The 16,962-nt window shown below is 68.6% G+C and carries 18 protein-coding genes and 1 tRNA gene; 5 read left to right on the forward strand and 14 right to left on the reverse strand.

Going from position 1 to position 16,962, the window contains the following annotated elements:
• The first annotated feature begins 190 nt into the window (after window positions 1-190).
• The 4 genes from gyrB (at window position 191) to FHU30_RS29275 (ending at window position 5,736) form a co-directional block, all read left to right on the forward strand.
• Window positions 191-2,134: a DNA topoisomerase (ATP-hydrolyzing) subunit B gene (gene gyrB / locus FHU30_RS29260; protein WP_253880109.1), complete on the forward strand. Its 1,944-nt coding sequence runs from the start codon at window positions 191-193 to the stop codon at window positions 2,132-2,134.
• 38 nt (window positions 2,135-2,172) lie between these two features.
• Window positions 2,173-4,677, forward strand: a complete 2,505-nt coding sequence (gene gyrA, locus FHU30_RS29265) for a DNA gyrase subunit A (protein WP_308211418.1) — start codon at window positions 2,173-2,175, stop codon at window positions 4,675-4,677.
• Window positions 4,678-4,723: 46 nt separating this feature from the next.
• Window positions 4,724-5,587: a DUF3566 domain-containing protein gene (locus tag FHU30_RS29270; RefSeq protein WP_253880110.1), complete on the forward strand. Its 864-nt coding sequence runs from the start codon at window positions 4,724-4,726 to the stop codon at window positions 5,585-5,587.
• Window positions 5,588-5,659: 72 nt separating this feature from the next.
• Window positions 5,660-5,736, forward strand: a tRNA-Ile gene (locus FHU30_RS29275).
• A gap of 62 nt (window positions 5,737-5,798) precedes the next feature.
• Here the strand turns inward: FHU30_RS29275 and FHU30_RS29280 are convergent.
• The 12 genes from FHU30_RS29280 to FHU30_RS29335 all read right to left on the reverse strand — a co-directional run bounded on the left by FHU30_RS29280 (window position 5,799) and on the right by FHU30_RS29335 (window position 14,161).
• Window positions 5,799-6,959 carry a tyrosine-type recombinase/integrase gene (locus FHU30_RS29280; RefSeq protein WP_253880111.1) on the reverse strand — a complete coding sequence of 387 codons (1,161 nt, stop codon included), beginning with the start codon at window positions 6,957-6,959 and terminating at the stop codon, window positions 5,799-5,801.
• Window positions 6,959-7,147, reverse strand: a complete 189-nt coding sequence (locus FHU30_RS29285; RefSeq protein ID WP_253880112.1) for a helix-turn-helix domain-containing protein — start codon at window positions 7,145-7,147, stop codon at window positions 6,959-6,961. The genes FHU30_RS29280 and FHU30_RS29285 overlap by 1 nt, the downstream gene beginning before the upstream one ends.
• A gap of 14 nt (window positions 7,148-7,161) precedes the next feature.
• The gene (locus FHU30_RS29290; RefSeq protein ID WP_253880113.1) at window positions 7,162-8,841 is read right to left on the reverse strand and encodes a replication initiator; all 1,680 of its coding nucleotides are present in this window, start codon (window positions 8,839-8,841) and stop codon (window positions 7,162-7,164) included.
• Complete coding sequence (locus FHU30_RS29295) at window positions 8,838-9,047, reverse strand: hypothetical protein (protein WP_253880115.1); 210 nt, start codon at window positions 9,045-9,047, stop codon at window positions 8,838-8,840. Before FHU30_RS29295 ends, FHU30_RS29290 begins: the two co-directional genes overlap by 4 nt.
• Window positions 9,044-10,549 (reverse strand): FtsK/SpoIIIE domain-containing protein, encoded by a 1,506-nt coding sequence (locus FHU30_RS29300; RefSeq protein ID WP_253880117.1) that lies wholly within the window; start codon window positions 10,547-10,549, stop codon window positions 9,044-9,046. The genes FHU30_RS29295 and FHU30_RS29300 overlap by 4 nt, the downstream gene beginning before the upstream one ends.
• A 126-nt stretch (window positions 10,550-10,675) precedes the next feature.
• Window positions 10,676-10,945 (reverse strand): hypothetical protein, encoded by a 270-nt coding sequence (locus FHU30_RS29305; protein ID WP_253880119.1) that lies wholly within the window; start codon window positions 10,943-10,945, stop codon window positions 10,676-10,678.
• On the reverse strand, window positions 10,945-11,274 hold the full coding sequence (locus FHU30_RS29310) for a hypothetical protein (RefSeq protein WP_253875120.1): 330 nt from the start codon (window positions 11,272-11,274) through the stop codon (window positions 10,945-10,947). The genes FHU30_RS29305 and FHU30_RS29310 overlap by 1 nt, the downstream gene beginning before the upstream one ends.
• Window positions 11,274-11,552 (reverse strand): hypothetical protein, encoded by a 279-nt coding sequence (locus FHU30_RS29315; protein ID WP_253880121.1) that lies wholly within the window; start codon window positions 11,550-11,552, stop codon window positions 11,274-11,276. The genes FHU30_RS29310 and FHU30_RS29315 overlap by 1 nt, the downstream gene beginning before the upstream one ends.
• A complete protein-coding gene (locus FHU30_RS29320) occupies window positions 11,552-11,971 on the reverse strand; it encodes a plasmid replication, integration and excision activator (protein WP_253880123.1) in 420 nt (139 codons plus the stop codon). The genes FHU30_RS29315 and FHU30_RS29320 overlap by 1 nt, the downstream gene beginning before the upstream one ends.
• A 120-nt stretch (window positions 11,972-12,091) precedes the next feature.
• Window positions 12,092-12,817, reverse strand: coding sequence for a GntR family transcriptional regulator (locus FHU30_RS29325; protein ID WP_253880368.1), 726 nt, complete (start codon window positions 12,815-12,817; stop codon window positions 12,092-12,094).
• Between the two features lie 141 nt (window positions 12,818-12,958).
• Entirely contained in the window at window positions 12,959-13,441 is a 483-nt protein-coding gene (locus FHU30_RS29330; protein ID WP_253880125.1) for a hypothetical protein, read from the reverse strand.
• A 321-nt stretch (window positions 13,442-13,762) separates the two neighbouring features.
• On the reverse strand, window positions 13,763-14,161 hold the full coding sequence (locus tag FHU30_RS29335) for a hypothetical protein (RefSeq protein WP_253880127.1): 399 nt from the start codon (window positions 14,159-14,161) through the stop codon (window positions 13,763-13,765).
• Window positions 14,162-14,569: 408 nt separating this feature from the next.
• On the opposite strand from FHU30_RS29335, the gene FHU30_RS29340 reads away from it, so the two are divergent.
• Window positions 14,570-15,622: an NsdA family TPR-like regulatory protein gene (locus tag FHU30_RS29340; RefSeq protein WP_253880129.1), complete on the forward strand. Its 1,053-nt coding sequence runs from the start codon at window positions 14,570-14,572 to the stop codon at window positions 15,620-15,622.
• 5 nt (window positions 15,623-15,627) lie between these two features.
• Here FHU30_RS29340 and FHU30_RS29345 read toward each other — a convergent pair whose 3' ends face one another.
• Window positions 15,628-15,846: a hypothetical protein gene (locus FHU30_RS29345; RefSeq protein WP_253880131.1), complete on the reverse strand. Its 219-nt coding sequence runs from the start codon at window positions 15,844-15,846 to the stop codon at window positions 15,628-15,630.
• Window positions 15,847-16,208: 362 nt separating this feature from the next.
• Window positions 16,209-16,445 (reverse strand): hypothetical protein, encoded by a 237-nt coding sequence (locus tag FHU30_RS29350; protein WP_253880132.1) that lies wholly within the window; start codon window positions 16,443-16,445, stop codon window positions 16,209-16,211.
• Window positions 16,446-16,962: the final 517 nt, after the last annotated feature.

A 16,962-nucleotide genomic window follows, 5' to 3' on the forward strand; every position in this document is an offset into this window, starting at 1 on the left:
ACAGCGGCCTTCAGTGCCTCTTTTCGGGTTCCGAGCGGGTAGGATGGGAGCGGTTCAGGATGTTGCGCCGCCGTGGGTCGCCCAGGCTCCGTCCGACACCGACGAGGAGTAGTGGGCGTCCCTTACGTGTGTTACGGGGCACACCGCGTCAATCGCGGGACGGCGAGCGTCCCCGGCAGGAGGATCTCCTTTGGCGTACGACGCTAGTTCGATCACTGTCCTTGAGGGCCTTGAGGCGGTGCGCAAGCGCCCCGGCATGTACATCGGCTCGACCGGGGAGCGAGGCCTGCACCACCTGGTGTACGAGATCGTCGACAACTCCGTCGACGAGGCGCTCGCCGGGTACGCCGACACGATCATGGTCACGCTGCTGGCCGACAACGGGGTCCGGGTCACCGACAACGGGCGCGGCATCCCGGTCGGGCTGCACCCGGTGGAGAAGAAGCCGGCGGTCGAGCTGGTGCTGACCACGCTGCACGCGGGCGGCAAGTTCGACGGCAAGTCCTACGCGGTCTCCGGCGGCCTGCACGGCGTCGGCTCGGCCGTGGTGAACGCGCTGTCCACCCGCCTTGACGCCGAGATCCGCACCGACGGCCACTACTGGCGGCAGTCCTACACCTGGAAGGGCCCGATCGGCCCGCTGGAGAAGGGCGAGCCGACCGACGAGACCGGCACGACCATCACCTTCTGGGCCGACCCGGACGTCTTCGAGACCACCGAGTGGTCCTTCGAGACGCTGTCGCGCCGCATGCAGGAGATGGCGTTCCTGAACCGGGGCCTGTCCATCACCCTGCGGGACGAGCGGCCCGACCACACCGAGGCCGAGGGCACCACCCGCCAGGTGACCTTCCACTACGAGGGCGGCATCGAGGACTTCGTCCGCTACATCAACGCGAAGAAGGAACAGGTCCACGACTCGGTCATCTACTTCAGCGACGACACCGAGGGCATGTCGGTGGAGATCGCGATGCAGTGGAACGCGTCGTACGCCGAGTCGGTGCACACCTTCGCGAACACGATCAACACGGCCGAGGGCGGCACCCACGAGGAGGGCTTCCGCGCCGCGCTGACCACGATCGTCAACCGGTACGCGCGCGACAAGGGCCTGCTCCGCGAGAAGGACGACAACCTCACCGGCGAGGACGTCCGCGAGGGCCTCACCGCGATCATCTCGATCAAGCTGGCCGACCCGCAGTTCGAGGGCCAGACCAAGACCAAGCTCGGCAACACCGAGGCCAAGTCGTTCGTGCAGAAGGCCTGCAACGAGCACCTGCGCGACTGGTTCGAGGAGAACCCGGGCGAGGCCAAGGAGATCATCAACAAGGCCACCCAGGCGGCGCGCGCCCGGGTCGCGGCCCGCCAGGCGCGCGACCTGACCCGGCGCAAGAGCCTGCTGGAGTCGACCTCGCTGCCCGGCAAGCTGTCGGACTGCCAGTCCACCGACCCGGGCCGGTCCGAGGTCTACATCGTCGAGGGCGACAGCGCCGGCGGCTCGGCCAAGGGCGGCCGCAACCCGATGTACCAGGCCATCCTGCCGATCCGCGGCAAGATCCTGAACGTCGAGAAGGCGCGCATCGACAAGATCCTCAAGAACAACGAGGTGCAGGCGATCATCACCGCCCTCGGCACCGGGGTGCACGACGAGTTCGACATCACCAAGCTGCGCTACCACAAGATCATTCTGATGTCGGACGCCGACGTGGACGGCCACCACATCAACACGCTGCTGCTCACCCTGCTGTTCCGGTTCATGCGGCCGCTGATCGAGGCGGGCCACGTCTACCTGGCCAAGCCGCCGCTGTACAAGATCAAGTGGGACGCCCGCGGCAACGAGGCCGACTACGCCTACTCCGATGCCGAGCGCGACCAGATCATCGAGGCGGGCATCGCGGCCGGCAAGCGCGACCCGCGCCCGCGCGACCAGGTCCAGCGGTTCAAGGGCCTCGGCGAGATGAACGCCGACGAGCTCTGGGACACCACCATGGACCCCGACCGCCGCGTCCTGATGCAGATCCAGCTCGACGACGCCGCGCAGGCCGACGAGCTGTTCAGCGTCCTGATGGGCGAGGAGGTCGAGCCGCGCCGCGAGTTCATCCAGCGCAACGCCAAGGACGTCCGCTTCCTCGACATCTGAGCCCGCCCGAACCGATCTAGAGCAGAGGTCTTACGCACGTGACTGAAACGACCACCGACGGCGGCGGGCGGATCGAGCCGGTCGACATCCAGCAGCGGATGCAGACCAGCTACCTCGACTATGCGATGTCGGTCATCGTCGCGCGCGCCCTTCCCGAGGTGCGCGACGGCCTGAAGCCCGTCCACCGGCGCGTCCTGTACGCGATGTACGACGGCGGCTACCGTCCCGACCGCGGCTACTTCAAGTGCGCCCGCGTCGTCGGCGACGTCATGGGCAACTACCACCCGCACGGCGACTCGGCCATCTACGACGCGCTCGTCCGGCTGGCGCAGCCGTGGGCGATGCGGTACCCGCTGGTCGACGGCAACGGCAACTTCGGCTCGCGCGGCAACGACCCGGCCGCGGCCATGCGCTACACCGAGTGCCGCATGGCCCCGCTGGCGATGGAGCTGCTGCGCGACATCGACAAGGAGACCGTCGACTTCACGCCGAACTACGACGGTCGTTCGGCGGAGCCGACGGTCCTGCCGTCGCGGTACCCGAACCTGCTGGTCAATGGCTCGGCCGGGATCGCGGTCGGGATGGCGACCAACATCCCGCCGCACAACCTGCGCGAGGTCGCCGAGGGCGTCCAGTGGTACCTGGCCAACTACGGTGCCGCAGACGACGAGCTGCTCGAAGCGCTGATCGAGCGGATCAAGGGCCCGGACTTCCCGACCGCCGGCCTGATCGTCGGCCGCAAGGGGATCGAGGAGGCCTACCGCACCGGCCGCGGCTCGATCACGATGCGCGCGGTGGTCGAGGTCGAGGAGATCCAGAACCGGGCCTGCCTCGTCGTCACCGAGCTGCCGTACCAGGTCAACCCGGACAACCTCGCGCTCAAGATCGCCGAGCTGGTCAAGGACGGCAAGCTCGACGGCATCGCCGACGTCCGCGACGAGACCTCCGGCCGCACCGGCCAGCGGCTGGTGATCGTCCTCAAGCGGGACGCGGTCGCCAAGGTCGTGCTGAACAACCTGTACAAGCACACGCAGCTGCAGGAGACGTTCGGCGCGAACATGCTCGCGCTGGTGGACGGCGTGCCGCGCACGCTGCGCATCGACCAGTTCATCCGGCACTGGGTCGAGCACCAGATCGAAGTGATCGTCCGCCGCACCCGGTACCTGCTGCGCAAGGCCGAGGAGCGCGCCCACATCCTGCGCGCGCTGCTGAAGGCGCTCGACCGGATCGAAGAGGTCATCGCGCTGATCCGGCGGTCGCCGTCCGCGCAGGAGGCGCAGCAGGGCCTGATGGCGCTGCTGGAGATCGACGAGATCCAGGCCCAGGCCATCCTGGACATGCAGCTGCGCAAGCTGGCCGCCCTGGAGCGCCAGGCCATCATCGACGAGTACGACAAGCTGATGGCCGAGATCGCCGACTACAACGAGATCCTCGCCTCGCCGGAGCGGCAGCGCCAGATCGTCGGTGACGAGCTGGCCCCGATCGTGGAGAAGTTCGGCGACGAGCGCCGCACCGAGATCATCCCCTTCGACGGCGACGTCTCCTACGAGGACCTGATCGCCGAGGAGGACGTGGTCGTCACGATCACCCGCGGCGGCTACGCCAAGCGCACCAAGACCGACCTCTACCGCGCGCAGCGGCGCGGCGGCAAGGGCGTGCGCGGCGCGCAGCTCAAGCAGGACGACATCGTCGACCAGTTCTTCGTCACCACCACGCACCACTGGATCCTGTTCTTCACGAACAAGGGCCGGGTGTACCGGGCGAAGGCCTACGAGCTGCCCGACGCCACCCGCGACGCGCGCGGCCAGCACGTGGCGAACCTGCTGGCCTTCCAGCCGGACGAGCACATCGCCCAGGTCATGGACCTGCGCGACTACGACGTCGCGCCGTACCTGGTGCTCGCCACCAGCAAGGGCAAGGTCAAGAAGACCGCGCTGCGCGACTTCGACTCGCCCCGCTCGGGCGGCATCATCGCGATCAACCTCGGCGACGACGACGAGGTGATCGCCGCGCGGCTGGTGTCGCCGGATGACGACCTGCTGATGGTGTCCACCAACGCCCAGTCGATCCGGTTCTCGGCCGACGACGACTCGCTGCGGCCGATGGGCCGCGCGACGTCCGGCGTGATCGGCATGCGGTTCGAGGAGGACCAGCACCTGCTGAACATGCTGGTCGCGTCCGACGCCTCGCACGACGTCCTGGTCGCGACCGAGGGCGGCTACGCCAAGCGCACCCCGATCGACCAGTATCCGCGCCAGGGGCGTGGGGGTAAGGGAGTCCTCACCGCTAAGATCGTGGAATCTCGCGGCAGGTTGGTAGGGGCGCTGATGGTCGGCCCGGACGACGAGGTCTTCGCGATGACCGCCTCCGGGGGTGTCATCCGGACGACCGCGGCGGAGATCAAGCAGTCCGGTCGGCAGACCATGGGGGTCCGGCTGATGAACCTCGCGAACGGCGACAGCGTCGTGGCGATCGCGAGGAACGTAGAGTCCATGGAGGACACCGGCGAGGACGACACGGCCGAGGGAGGCGAGGGCGAGTGACCCTGCCGCCCGCCGCCGCGCCCGCGCCGCCAGGCCAGGAGGTCACGTGAGCAGCGAGCCCGGCAAGGACCGGCCCTCGGGGGACAAGGGCACGACCGGCAAGCCGCCGGCCCGCGGCAAGGCCGTGCCCGCCACGTCCAAGCCCGGCCGGGACGAGGCGACGGTGGAGATCACCGGGGACGAGACCAAGCACGACCTGCCCAAGGTCGAGGACAGGCCGTCGGTGACGTCCGCCGCCGCCAAGCCGGGGCCGGGCAGGCCGGGTTCGGCCAAGCCGGGTTCGGCCAAGCCGTCCGGTCCGGCGAAGCCCGCCTGGGACGAGCCGGCCGAGCCCGCCGACTCGGTCTCCACCGACCGCACCGAGAAGCGCTTCACCCGCGCCGAGTCGCCGTCCGCGGCGGCCGCGGCCGCGTCCGCGCCGAGCGGCGGGGGCTTCGCCGGCACCGTCCTGAAGGACCGTCCGGCCACGCCGCCGCCGTCCCGTCCGGCGCCGTCCCCGGCCGCCCCGGCGCGTCCGGCGGCGCCCGGGAAGTCGGCGCGCAAGGCCCAGCTCCAGCTCGCCAGGCTGGAGCCCTGGTCGGTGATGAAGTTCAGCTTCGTGATGTCGCTGGTCTGCTTCGTCGTCCTGCTGGTCGCCGTCATCGTGCTGTGGATGATCCTGTCCGGCCTCGGCGTGTTCGACGCCATCGCCAACACCGTCCACGACCTGACCTCCAAGCAGGGCGAGGACAGCGGCGGCGTCGATGCCGGCAGCTGGTTCTCGTTCGTCCGCGTCCTCGGCTACACCGTGCTGGTCGGAGCCCTGAACGTCATGCTCATCACGGCCCTGTCCACCGTCGGCGCGGTGATCTACAACCTGGCCGCCGACCTGGTCGGAGGCGTCGAGGTGACCCTCAAGGAGGCCGAGTGACAACTGATTACCGCCCACGCTCCACCATGCGGTAATCTCACATGCGTCGCCGCGGGACGGCGGCGCAGCTGAGGGCGTATAGCTCAGTCGGTTAGAGCGCATCCCTGATAAGGATGAGGCCCCAGGTTCAAGTCCTGGTACGCCCACCAGTTCAAAGCCCCCGCCGGGATTCGGCGGGGGCTTTTTGACGGCAACGGTGACGGCAACGGGCTCAGCTCTCCGCTGTTCCGAACAGCTCTCCGGCGACCTTGCCGAGCCCCGTGCGGTGGTCCTCATTGTCGCCGTGAGTGTAGATCTCCAGCGTTACCGAGACACGCGCGTGCCCGAGGATCTCCTTCGCATCGCTCGGCGGGACGCCCAGCTTCTTGAGCAACGAGGCCGTGGTGTGCCGCAGATCGTGAAGGCGGATGCGCCGAAGGTTCGCGTCGTCCGTGATCCGCTCGAAGGCACGCGCGAGGTTACGCGGTTCGATCGGACGCCCCGTGCGCGTCGTGAAGATCAAATCACTCTCCTGCCACGCCTCCCCGGCCAGACGCCGGGCCGCCCCCTGCTGATCAGCCCGCGCGATGAGCGCTTCCCAGGCGATCGGGAGCAGCGGAAGGTCTCGATTGGCCGCATCCGTCTTGACCGGCACTCGCTGAAGCGAACCGTTGATGCGCTGCAACTGCCAGCGCACCCGCATCTCCAGAGCGTCCATGTCCGTGTCGTCCCAGCCCAGGCCCAGCACCTCACCGCGCCGGAGTCCGTAGGTCAGCATGAGAACGAACGCCGGGTAGAGAGGCGACTTCCGCGCAGCGGCCAGGAAGGCCCGCGCTTCCTCGGCCGTCCAGGGCTTGACCTTCTTGGACGGCGGAGGAGGCAGCGTCGCCAGGCGCGCGGCGTTGATCGAGATCAGCTCTTCCCGCTGGGCACGGGTGAGCGCGGCCCCCAGGACCATGCGCATGATGTGGACCTTGGCCACCGAGTGACCCGCCGCGATCTGCTGGTTCAGGAACGTCTGAACCTTCGCGACCCGAAGCCGGTCCAGGCGTTGCTTGCCGAGACCGGGCTTGAGGTACAGCCGGACTGTCTGTTCGTACTTTTTGTAGGTGTTCCACCGCTTGGACGGCTTGACGATGTTCTCCAGCCAGTAGTCCAGGTACTCGCCGAGCTTCCAGGGCTTGTTGGCGACGGGAACACCGGTCGCGGATTTCTGCTGGGCCTGGACGAGCTTTTCGTGAACCTCCTCCCGAGTCTTGCCGTACTTGCGGATGCGCTTGAACGTACCGTCCGCCGTCAGGACGTACGCAGCCCCTTCCCAGCGCCCGTCCTTACGCGGATAGATGGTTCCTTCGCCATTCGCCCGCCGCTTCGGCTTGCGCTTCTCAGCCATCAGGCCGCCTCTTCTCTTAGGTGGGTAATGAACATGTCGATCGCATCGGCAGGAACTCGGCGTGCACGGCCGACCTTGACGGACTCCAGAGCGCCGGAACGAATCAGGTCATAGACCTTGCAACGCCCGAGATTCAGCACGGCCATGACCTCCGGAACGGTCATGAGCTTCACTTGCGAATCGGCCATGAGTTCACCTCCCGCTATGCCGCTTGCTGAGTTGCCGGAAGTTCTGGGGTGGCTTGTGCGAGCTGCTCGCGCCGCTTGACGCGTTCGTTGATCAGCAGCAGTAGGCGGTGTTCGAGGGACCGGACGTCGGCGTCACCGGGGCCCGCGCGTTCCCAGGCGTAGCCGGAACCGGTGTCGGTGTTGGTTGCCGGAATCCCTGCCTCGGCCAGGCGTGCAAGCACCCATGCCTTCCGGTCGGCTTTGTGGTCGGCGAGGGTCTTGCCGGACCACTTGCGGGAGACCAGGACCCGCCGGCCCCCGTAGCCGAGGTGCTCACGCTTGTGGGCTTTGCCCTTGCAGAACCCCGGGACCATGCCGCTACGCGGGTTCTTGGGCTGGACGCCGTAGCGGAGCCAGTTCGCGCAGGTCGGCGAGCACGGCTCATAGCGGAGAGCGTCGGCGAGGCGTTCGACGTGGGCTTTCTGCCGGTCGGTTTCGGGTTCGTGGCAGTCGGCGACGCTCTTGACCAGGTACTTGGTCAGGTAGCCGACGCAGCGCCGCGCATCCGGGGTGTCGGCCAACACACCCTGTGCGTCCACCTGACGGCCGAACCGGACCACGTGAAGGGGCTCGGCGTCGTAATCTTCGCCGATCGCGTCCAGGGCCTCATCCCAGGACGGCAGCGCCGCACCCGTATTCGGATCGAGGTAACCGCCCTGTCCGTCGTCTCCGGCCGACTCGTCCCAGACCGGAAGCCGGTCGTTGGGGTAGACGATCCGGTCGGTGGAGGGCCACCACACCTGGTGATAGGTCGCCGCCACCACCTGACGCAGTTCGCGACGTGAAATCGTCCCGCGGATCGCCATATGGAGGTGGGGGGCGAGGCGGCGTTGGGGTTCGACGGCGGCGAAGTACTGGACGTCGTAGCCGACGAACCGGCGGAGGTTCTGCACGAACCGGTCGATCAGCTTCCCGAAGTGGATCGCATCGCGTGCGGCCCGCCGGTAGTCGTAGCCGTCCGGATCGACCGGCGTCCCATCGGAGTGCACGCGCCCGTAGGAGTCGAGGGTGAGCGTGAGGAAGATGGACGGCCGGAACGTCTTCCCGCCGGGTGCGGTGAAGGTCTTGCCCACGGTCCGCGCGTCCACGGGACGGCGGGGAAGGTCGGGGGCGTCCTGTCGCCGCCGCGTGCTTCGCGTCCGCCGCGTGGGCTGGTCACCGGTCTTGAGCGTGCCTCGCACCCCAGCACGTTCGATCTCGACGTCCAGTTCGGCGAGCAGGCCATCCCAGAACTCGACCGGTTCCCCGTGCGCGCGTCCTTCGGCTTTGGCCCGGTCGCGTTCGGCTTGGGCTTGGGCGCGCAGTTCCATCAGGTTGCGCTGGTGTTCGGCCGGGTCTTCGCGCCGGATTTCCGGTTCGGTGTCCAGGTGCCAGCCTTGGGAGCACTGGACGGCTCGGAGCTTGCGCTTGCGTTCGGCGCACGAGGGGCAGACCGAGGCGAGGGTGTGTCCGCACGGCACGTAGACGACTTCCGACACTCCCGAGCGGAGATCGACCCGCCGCATGGGCACGGGGCGGATGCACACGCCGTGTTCCAGAGCGACGGCCTTGACCAAGTCGCGCGCGAGCGGCGGGTACACCTTCACTCGCCCGGTCTGCTCAGCCTGTTCGACGGGGCTGTCCGGGGCGTCGAGGGTGGGTTGGGTGAAGGTCATGCGTCACCTCCCGTGGTGTTGGCCGGGTTGAGGGGCCGCAGCTCCACCAGGCGGCCATCGGCGAGCAGCACCAGGACCACCGCGTTGCAGGACTCGCAGGTCACCCGGTCGCCGTCCCGGTCGGGCCGGTAGGCCAGCCACGAGGGGTTCAGGCGAGCGCAGGACGGGCAGCGCACCGGGTCAAGCCAGTGACGAGGCGCGCTCATGCCGCCGCTCCGGGGCCAAAGGTGCCGCCATCCTGGTCGTCGAAGTCGTCTCGTTCGTCGCGGGCCAGGGCGTAGGCGACCATGGCGCGGATGTCGTCGTCGGAGACGTACGCGGCCCGGACGCGGACGGGATCGGGCACGGTCTCCAGCCGGACGAACCCGACGCCCGCGCCGATCTCGGGGACCGAGGAGATCTCATCGGCGTATGCGCCACGGTCCCGCGCCCCGTCCCCAAGGATCATGTCCACCTGGTCGGACTCGTCCAGCCGGAGCGCCATCCGGTCGGGAAACAGGTTGCGCAGGTTGTTGACCTCTTTGCGGGCGTCCTGTTGTGCACCGAGCAGCCCGTAGCCGACCGATCGGCCCTGGGAGGCGAGGATGGCCAGCGCGGACTCGGCACGCTTGCGAAGCTCCCGCTCTGGGCAGTAGGCCGTCAGGAACGCCAGCTCATCCACGATGATCAGCCGGAACGGGTGCCGGCCGCTCGGGGTGAACGACCGCACAGCCCCACCGAACTCGGCCGCGCGGGCGTTCATGTCCTCGGCCGCCGCCTCCAGCAGCTCGACCATCCCGCCCTTGGGATCGTCGGAGTACCGGCCGTACCGCTCGAAGAGCTGCCGTCCAAAGCTCAGTTCCATGCGCTTGGGATCGATGGCCCACACTTCGACCAGTCCGGCGACCATCAGCGACAGCAGCGCCCGCACCACTGACCAGATCACCGAGCCCTTGCCTGAACCGGTCGCGCCCGCGACCAGGACGTGTGTCCCCTGGACGCGCAGCCGCCACGGGGAGCCGTCCTCACACCGCCCGATCTCCAGCCCGCCGAGATCGACGGCCGCAGCGGCGGGGATCGGCAGCGCGGGAATCGGGGTGGCGAGAACGTCTTTGCGGACGAACTCCAGCCAGACCCGCCCCGGACGGCCGCCGTGACGGACACGGACCAGGGACGAGCCGAAGCCATGCGCGAGGTTGGCCGTGACCCGCTCCCAGGCGTCCGGAGCCTGCCCTTTGAGCATCTGGACCAGCACCCGGTCAGCGGACGGACCACACTGCACACGCTTGATCGACGGAAGGTACTCGCGCCCTTTGTGGACGCGGGACAGCCCGGACCCGACGATCACCGGTTGCCAGTCGCGCCGGTAGATCCGAAAGTGCCGCCACTTGGCACGAGCCGGGTAGCCGACCCAGTGGAGGAACGAGGGACGGTCCCAGGCCGCCCACCCGGCCAGAGCGGCACCGGCGAGCAGTACCAAGACGACCGGCAGGACCCAGCCGTACCGGTAGGCGAGCCATCCGAGCCCGGTCAGAGCCGAGAGCGGGAGGGCGTTGCGGACGGTGAACACGGTCAGCCGGACGAGGAAGCGGACGAGGTTGACCAGCAGCACCAGGCCCTCTGGCATGTGCCAGACCGGCGGAGCCCACTTGGGGCCCGCGAACGGGTCGGTGGACGCTTCGACGGCGACGTTCTCGCCCGGACCGAGCTTGCGGAACTCCCATGCCATGATGAGGTCACCCCTTCGGGATTCGTGGACTTTGCGCAGGTAGAGGAAGCGAGCGAGAGGGGAAGGGGCGGCGGGAAGGTTGCAGCTTCACGCCGCCCCGCCCTCACCTCGCGCGAACTCGCTAGTTCAGGTGACCCGGGTGAACGCGCCCGGGATCGACGGCGGTCCGGGGAACCAGACCGGGACGATCAGCACCGGACAGGCCCCGACCTTCGCGGCGGCCTCGGCCGACTCGGCAGCCAGCGCGCACGGTTCACAGGAGGCCCGGCCGCAGTGACGGCCCATGGTGTGGCACCAGCGCACCGCCCGCCGCGACTCCAGCCACTCACCCAGCAGCGCCAGCGCGCCCATGACGCCCACGGCCATCAGCACCAGCCCCAGCAGCGCCAGCGCCATCACGCCGCACACTCCGAGGTGTCCGCGCCGGAGGAGTCGTCAGACCCGGAGTCGGCGGTGTGCTCGGCGTGGAGCTGTTCGAGCTTGGCCGCGTAGGCGGCGAATGCCTCGGCCAACTCCCGCGCGGTGTGCACGTCCGCCGCCGTGACCAGCTCCCAGTCAGCGGGGGTGAAGGCGACGCTCACGCCCTCCTGCGTCACCGCCACCTGCGCCGCATCGCCCTGGAGACAGGCCAGCACCGACACCGACTCACCGCCGCGCAGGACCACCCCGATCCGGGGGGACTCGCCCGGCTCGATCGCGATCGTGGTGTAGGAGTACTCACCCATCAGGCCGCCCGCCCCTTCCGCGCCGCGTGCGTGGTGCGGCCGGACGCCTTGTAGGCCCGCTCGACCTCGGTCGCGTAGGCGCTCGCCTGCTCGGCCAGGGTCCGGGCGAACTCCACGTCCTCGGCCCGCAGCCGCTCCGGGAGCGTGAGCGTCACCAGGACGCGCCCCGCGATGATCGAGAACAGCGGCGTCCGCGCCCGGAAGGACCGGAACTCGCTGGTGGCGTTCGCGTCCACCGGCAGCGTGAGCGCGCCCATGCGCCCCTTGCCCGCCCCCATCAGGCCGCGTCCTTGGTCGCCGCAGCCGGACGGCTCTTCACGCCACCGGGGACGTTGGCCGGAGCACGCACTCCGCGCGCCCGCCACGAGTAGGCGATCCGGGGACGCGACCCCGAGTCGTCCAACCACGGCGTGACGGTCAGCCCCTCGAACTCGCACGGGCGGAACGGCCCCATCACCGGCTCGGGCACCACCGGGCACACCTCGGCGGAGATCTTCACCCGGATCGCGCTGTTCTTGTGGTTGGCCTCGGGGTCGGCGTCGTACACGTCCACCACCCACACCGGGAGCCCGTTCTCCTTGTCGATCTCCTGCCGCTTGGTGTCGAAGTTCTCCAGCGGCTCGGCCGCCGCCGTGGCGAAAACCCCGTACGGGAACACCTCACCGAAGTTCACCGGAATCCGTCCCAGAACCGCCATGCGCCATCTCCTTCGTCCGCTTGACCTCTTGTCCGGTCAAGCTGATACCTAGAGAATACCCCGTCCACTCGTCCGGACAAGTGCATGAGCGTGTGACGTGAGTCACATTAGCTGGACGAATCAGTTCGGCACGCTGTAACGGTCTTCCAACTCGTGCAGGTGGCCAGGTAGCAGCACTTCAATCCCGAACCGCGAGGCGTCGGCCGCGTCCCGCGCCGAGGCCGTCAGCGCCAACACTGCGTCAGTGGGCTTCAGGTCCAGCAACTCGGCCTCATCAGGCCGGGGGTGCCGCGCGGTGAGCTGCTCGACGATGTGATCAATACGCAGGTCCTTGACCGTGCGCAGATGCTCCCGGATGCCCGCCGTGATCGGCCGGTCCGAGTCCAGGTCGGTCCCGTAGGCGAGTGCAGGCGGGAACCAGCACGTCACCAGCTCCGACGGGATGCCTTCCACCATGTTGACCCAGCGCCGCCGGATCATCTGCTCACCCCGGTCCACGCCCATCAACGCAGCCACACCAGGGGAGACCTTGGCCAGGCCGACCGCGACCGGACGCGCCGTCTCCGGTCGGTCCAGCACCGCAAGACCCGGACGGCTGGCTTCCTCGCGCGTGACCGGACGGCCCCGCACGAACGACCCGCGCCCATGCTCCCGGGTGATCCAACCGTCCTTCTTCAGCAGCTCCAGCGCCCGCACCACGGTCGTACGGCCGACCGCGAACTCACGCACCAACTGAGACTCAGAAGGCAGCGCAGCGCCAGGCGCGTACTCGCCGTCCTCGATGCGACGGCGCAGCTCCAGCACCACCCGGGCATACTTCGGAGGCTCGAATTCCAAACTCGACATGTTGACCACCTGACGACTCTGCCACTTGAGCGAACGACCGCTCTACCGGGCAGCCTAGTCGTCCGCCGAGCCGCAGGTCACGCCCACAGCACGCCAAGACGGCCAACACATCGAGTTTCGCCACGCCGACGCAGGCGCAGATTAGAGAGTCTTCTCGGCCGGACGTCCGGCTGTGCCATCGATGATCTCGACCCGATCGAGTTCGGATTGGGCATGGCTCAGGAGCATGTGAGCACCGCCGAGGGTGTCACGGCAGGACGACAGGTTCACCATGGCCTGATCCAGGGCATGCAGCTTCGCCCGTGCCTGGGCGGCGTTCGCGTCGTCCCACACCGGCCCATCCGAGACGGTGGCGTGATGGATGGCGTTCAGGCTCTCTCCGGCGTCCCAGAGCAGCCCCAGAAGCTGATCGAAGATGTCGAACAACCAGGAGAGCAACTCATTGGTCTGCTCCACCGGCAGCGTGCCGGACGCCGACACCGCTTTGCGGAACAGGTCCGCCGTTTCGGTCATGGCCTCGGCCAACACCAGCGCCGCAGCCCCCGGCTTCCCGTCCTCAGACCCGCCGGCCAACTCGTCTAACCGAGCCTCGGGCAGCCCCTCGCGCTCCGGCTCACTGGTCATGTGCGCCTCGTGACCCCGTGTTCGGCCACGGCCAGCCGTCCGCCTGAACCACCGCATCACGCAACTCCCGAGGGCTGATCGCTTCCACCAGGCGCGACCCACCACCCACACGGACCATCGCCCACCACGAACGCGTCTTCTCGCCGTACCAAGCCATCTCCACCCGGCACCCGAACTCGGACTCAATCGCCCGCGTCACCGGCCCGGCATCCAACCCCGCCGGAAGCTCCACCCGACCGGCCGAACCACCAGCAGCGACCGGTAGGCGTCCCGCGGCTTCACCACCCCGACCATCCACCCAGCCCGCGAACCCGCCGCCCATCACGACACCCCGGCGTCAGCGAACGGCACCGCCAACACCCGCGCGATTGCCTCGGCCGCTCGCGCCGCATCCTTGGCCGGACACAACGGCTCCAGCTCCACCAGCGGCGAACCATCAGAGTCGTCTCCCACCGGACGCGGCACCGACCAGGCCCACCACCACCAGAGTTCACGGTCAGGCCAGTCCGGACGGCACCACACCTCCTGACTCAGACCAGGAGAGGCGGCAGTGCCCACCGGGTCGTCAGGGGCAGGCTCACCGGCCGGGTTCCGCGCCCACACCGCGCCGTGCCCCCGCACCTTCGCCACCAGGCCCCGCGCGGCCAGCTCCACCACCAGCGCACGCGCCGCAGGAGCCCACACCGACGCCTCAGCCTCGCTCAACGGCTGCTCACCCACCGCCTACCCCCTTCCCAGGGTTGGAAGCGGGACCGGTGAACCGGGGACATGACCCGAGAGGCGACACCACCCCGTGGAAAGGAGGCACCGCAGCCACCCACACCAGAACACCGGCCCCGCAGCTCATCAGGCCGCCCGCTCGACTTTCGCCGACGAGCACCAGGAGCACGGCCGCCGCTCAGGCTTGGGGCCGACGCCCCGGCCCGAGTTCCGGACCAGGACCAGACGACGCAGAGAAACCAGCTTCCAGCCCCGCCCGTCGCACTCGGCGCACTCGCGCATCCCGTCCGCCATGAACACTCAGCCTCCGCGCTGACTTGATCACCATGTGATGTGGTCACCCATCGTGAGCCAGCGACTTCCCGGAACCGATATGCAGCGGATATATGCACGGCGTATCGTCGGGCTGTGAGTGATCGTCAACCCTGGACCAATCCGCGTCTACGCGCCGCGTGGGCTCGAAAGGATTGGGCGGCGATCTTCCGCGAGTACCGGCGGGTGACCGGACTCAGCCAACGCGAGCTGGAACCGCTCGTAGGCATGGCTCAGCCGTACATTTCCGTCATCGAGCGCGGGAATAAACAGATCACCTCAGCCGAGGTGATCGACCGGATAACCCGGGGGTTGAACGTGCCGGAGGAGCTGGGAGGCGTTCCCGCACGGGAACAGGATCTTTCCGAGTGGATGCCGCCGCCGGAGCTTCGGGAGCGCATCGCGCACGCCCACACGACCGGCAGCCCAGATGTACGCACGGCGGATTGGATCAGCGAAGTACTCGCGACTTATCGCCGCGCCGAAGACCAGGTAGGCGGGCGCGAGCTGTGGTCGGTGGTCCGAAGCCAGCTTGACAGCGTGACACGTAGCATCCCGGACGCGTCCGGGGCGACGGCCGACAAGCTACTCACCCTCGCGGGTGAGCATGCGCATTGGCTGTCCTGGGTAGCCGCGCAAGAGGGGCGAATGGGTGTGGCCCTGAGCTGGCTAGACCTTGCCCAAGGATGGGCGAGCGAGGCAGGAGCTTACGACCTCAGCTCTTGGGTTACCCGAGTGCGATCACATTACGTGTTGACCCACAACGACCCACTTCGCGCAATGCGGATCGCGGAGGGCGCTCGCATCGCTCCACCAGGACGAAGCCTTTCCCCAGCCGCCGAGGCGATCGCAGCGCACACTCAGGGCATGGCCGCCGCAGCAGCAGGCGAACGTGATCGAGCACGGCAACTCAGTGATCAGGCGTACGAGCTTGCACTACGTGTCCCGGACCCAGGCGAACGGCCGGGATGGCTGTATTGGCTCGATCCCGTCCGCGCCCAGCTCCAGCGCGCGGACATGGCCTATGCCGTCCGAGACTGGAGCGATGCAGCAGCGCTGTACGGAGCGAGCCTCAGCGACCTTGAGGGATACCCCCGGGATCATGCGTACTACTCGGCCCGGTACGACGACGCGCGCAGCCGGGCTTGAGACCACTAAGCCCCGATGATCTCCGCGTCCGTCAGGATGGCGTGTTCGCCAACGTGCTCCCGCACGGCCTCGCGCATCAGCTCAAGGATCTTCTGTTCGTCCTCACCGGTCCGAGCCAGGCCGTCAGTCGGAAGCTCGACAACGATGGACGGGTCAGGCCGCGTGTCCATGCCGAGCATCGCATCCGTACTGCCGTCCCAATACGAGAGCTTCCACTTTTCCACGTTGCTCCCTTGTTGCTTGCCTGCCGTGCCCGCAGCCTACCGACGACCACCCACAGCCCGCCGTGCCCGCGTAGGTCGGCGGAGCTTCCCGCGTTGCTTGCCGAATTTGGCCGTTTGAGATCAAGGGGCGGCGGCGCTCGCGCCGTTGGCGCGGCCCGCCGCCCGCGCGGCCGGGGCGTGCGGCGTGGGCGCCGGTCCCCGACCGCGCGCGCCCGGCCGCGCATCGGCGACGGCCCGGCCCCGTCTCCCGGCCAACGGTCGTCCGCCGGGGCGCACCGCCGCCCCACGAGCATCAGGCGCAGGCCGCCGGCCAACGGGCAAGCCCGCCCTTCGGGTGCCTACGGCATTGGACGGCAGCCCGCTCACGTAGTCGGGGCGTTCCTACTCCACTTGCCGAGCTTGGCGAGGGTTCGTTCACAGGCGATCCGGACGGCAAGCACCACCACCAGGCCGACGCCGAGCAGCACCGGGGCAGCGAGCCACATGGCCGCGCCGATCCATTCGGCCAGCGCCCACACCCACAGCAGGCTGAACAGCTCTCCCAGCGCAACGACGGCGAGCGTGCCCAGGTAGACCCAGCGCACCAGGTACGGAGTCACCTGATGCTCAAAACGGGTGTCGAGCAGCGCAGCCAGAAGCGAGGGCCGGGGGCGTTGCGGGCCGGGTGCGGGGAGTGCCATCGGCCAAGGCCATCGAAGGGCGCGCGCTCAGTCAACCATCGACACGGCGACGGAGACCGACGTCTGTCGGTGGGCAGGTCCGGTTGAGCGCGTTCGAACCAGGGGGCTACGCCGCCCCCTGGACCCCCGCGAACCAGAGCACTCATTCGCGCGAATCGGTCTGTCAGGGGTTCTCGCCGTTCGCGCGAATGAGCACTCTGGACCGGTCGCTGTACCTGTGACGACGAGTTGCCGGATTGACGACGACCAGGCCGTCACAGAGGTTCGCGTCCCTGCCAGCCAGGCCGGGAGACCGACGGCAGTGACGGCAGCGCTGACGGCAACAGGGGCAGACGACGACAGACCCAGGCAGGCGTCAGCAGGAGGTCAGGGGTTCGGGGCAAGGCTGTGATCTTGGGCTGCGCCGAACTGATAAGGATGAGGCCCCAGGTTCAAG

This window comes from Actinomadura rupiterrae, from assembly GCF_024172125.1.
Classification (GTDB): Bacteria; Actinomycetota; Actinomycetes; order Streptosporangiales; family Streptosporangiaceae; genus Spirillospora; species Spirillospora rupiterrae.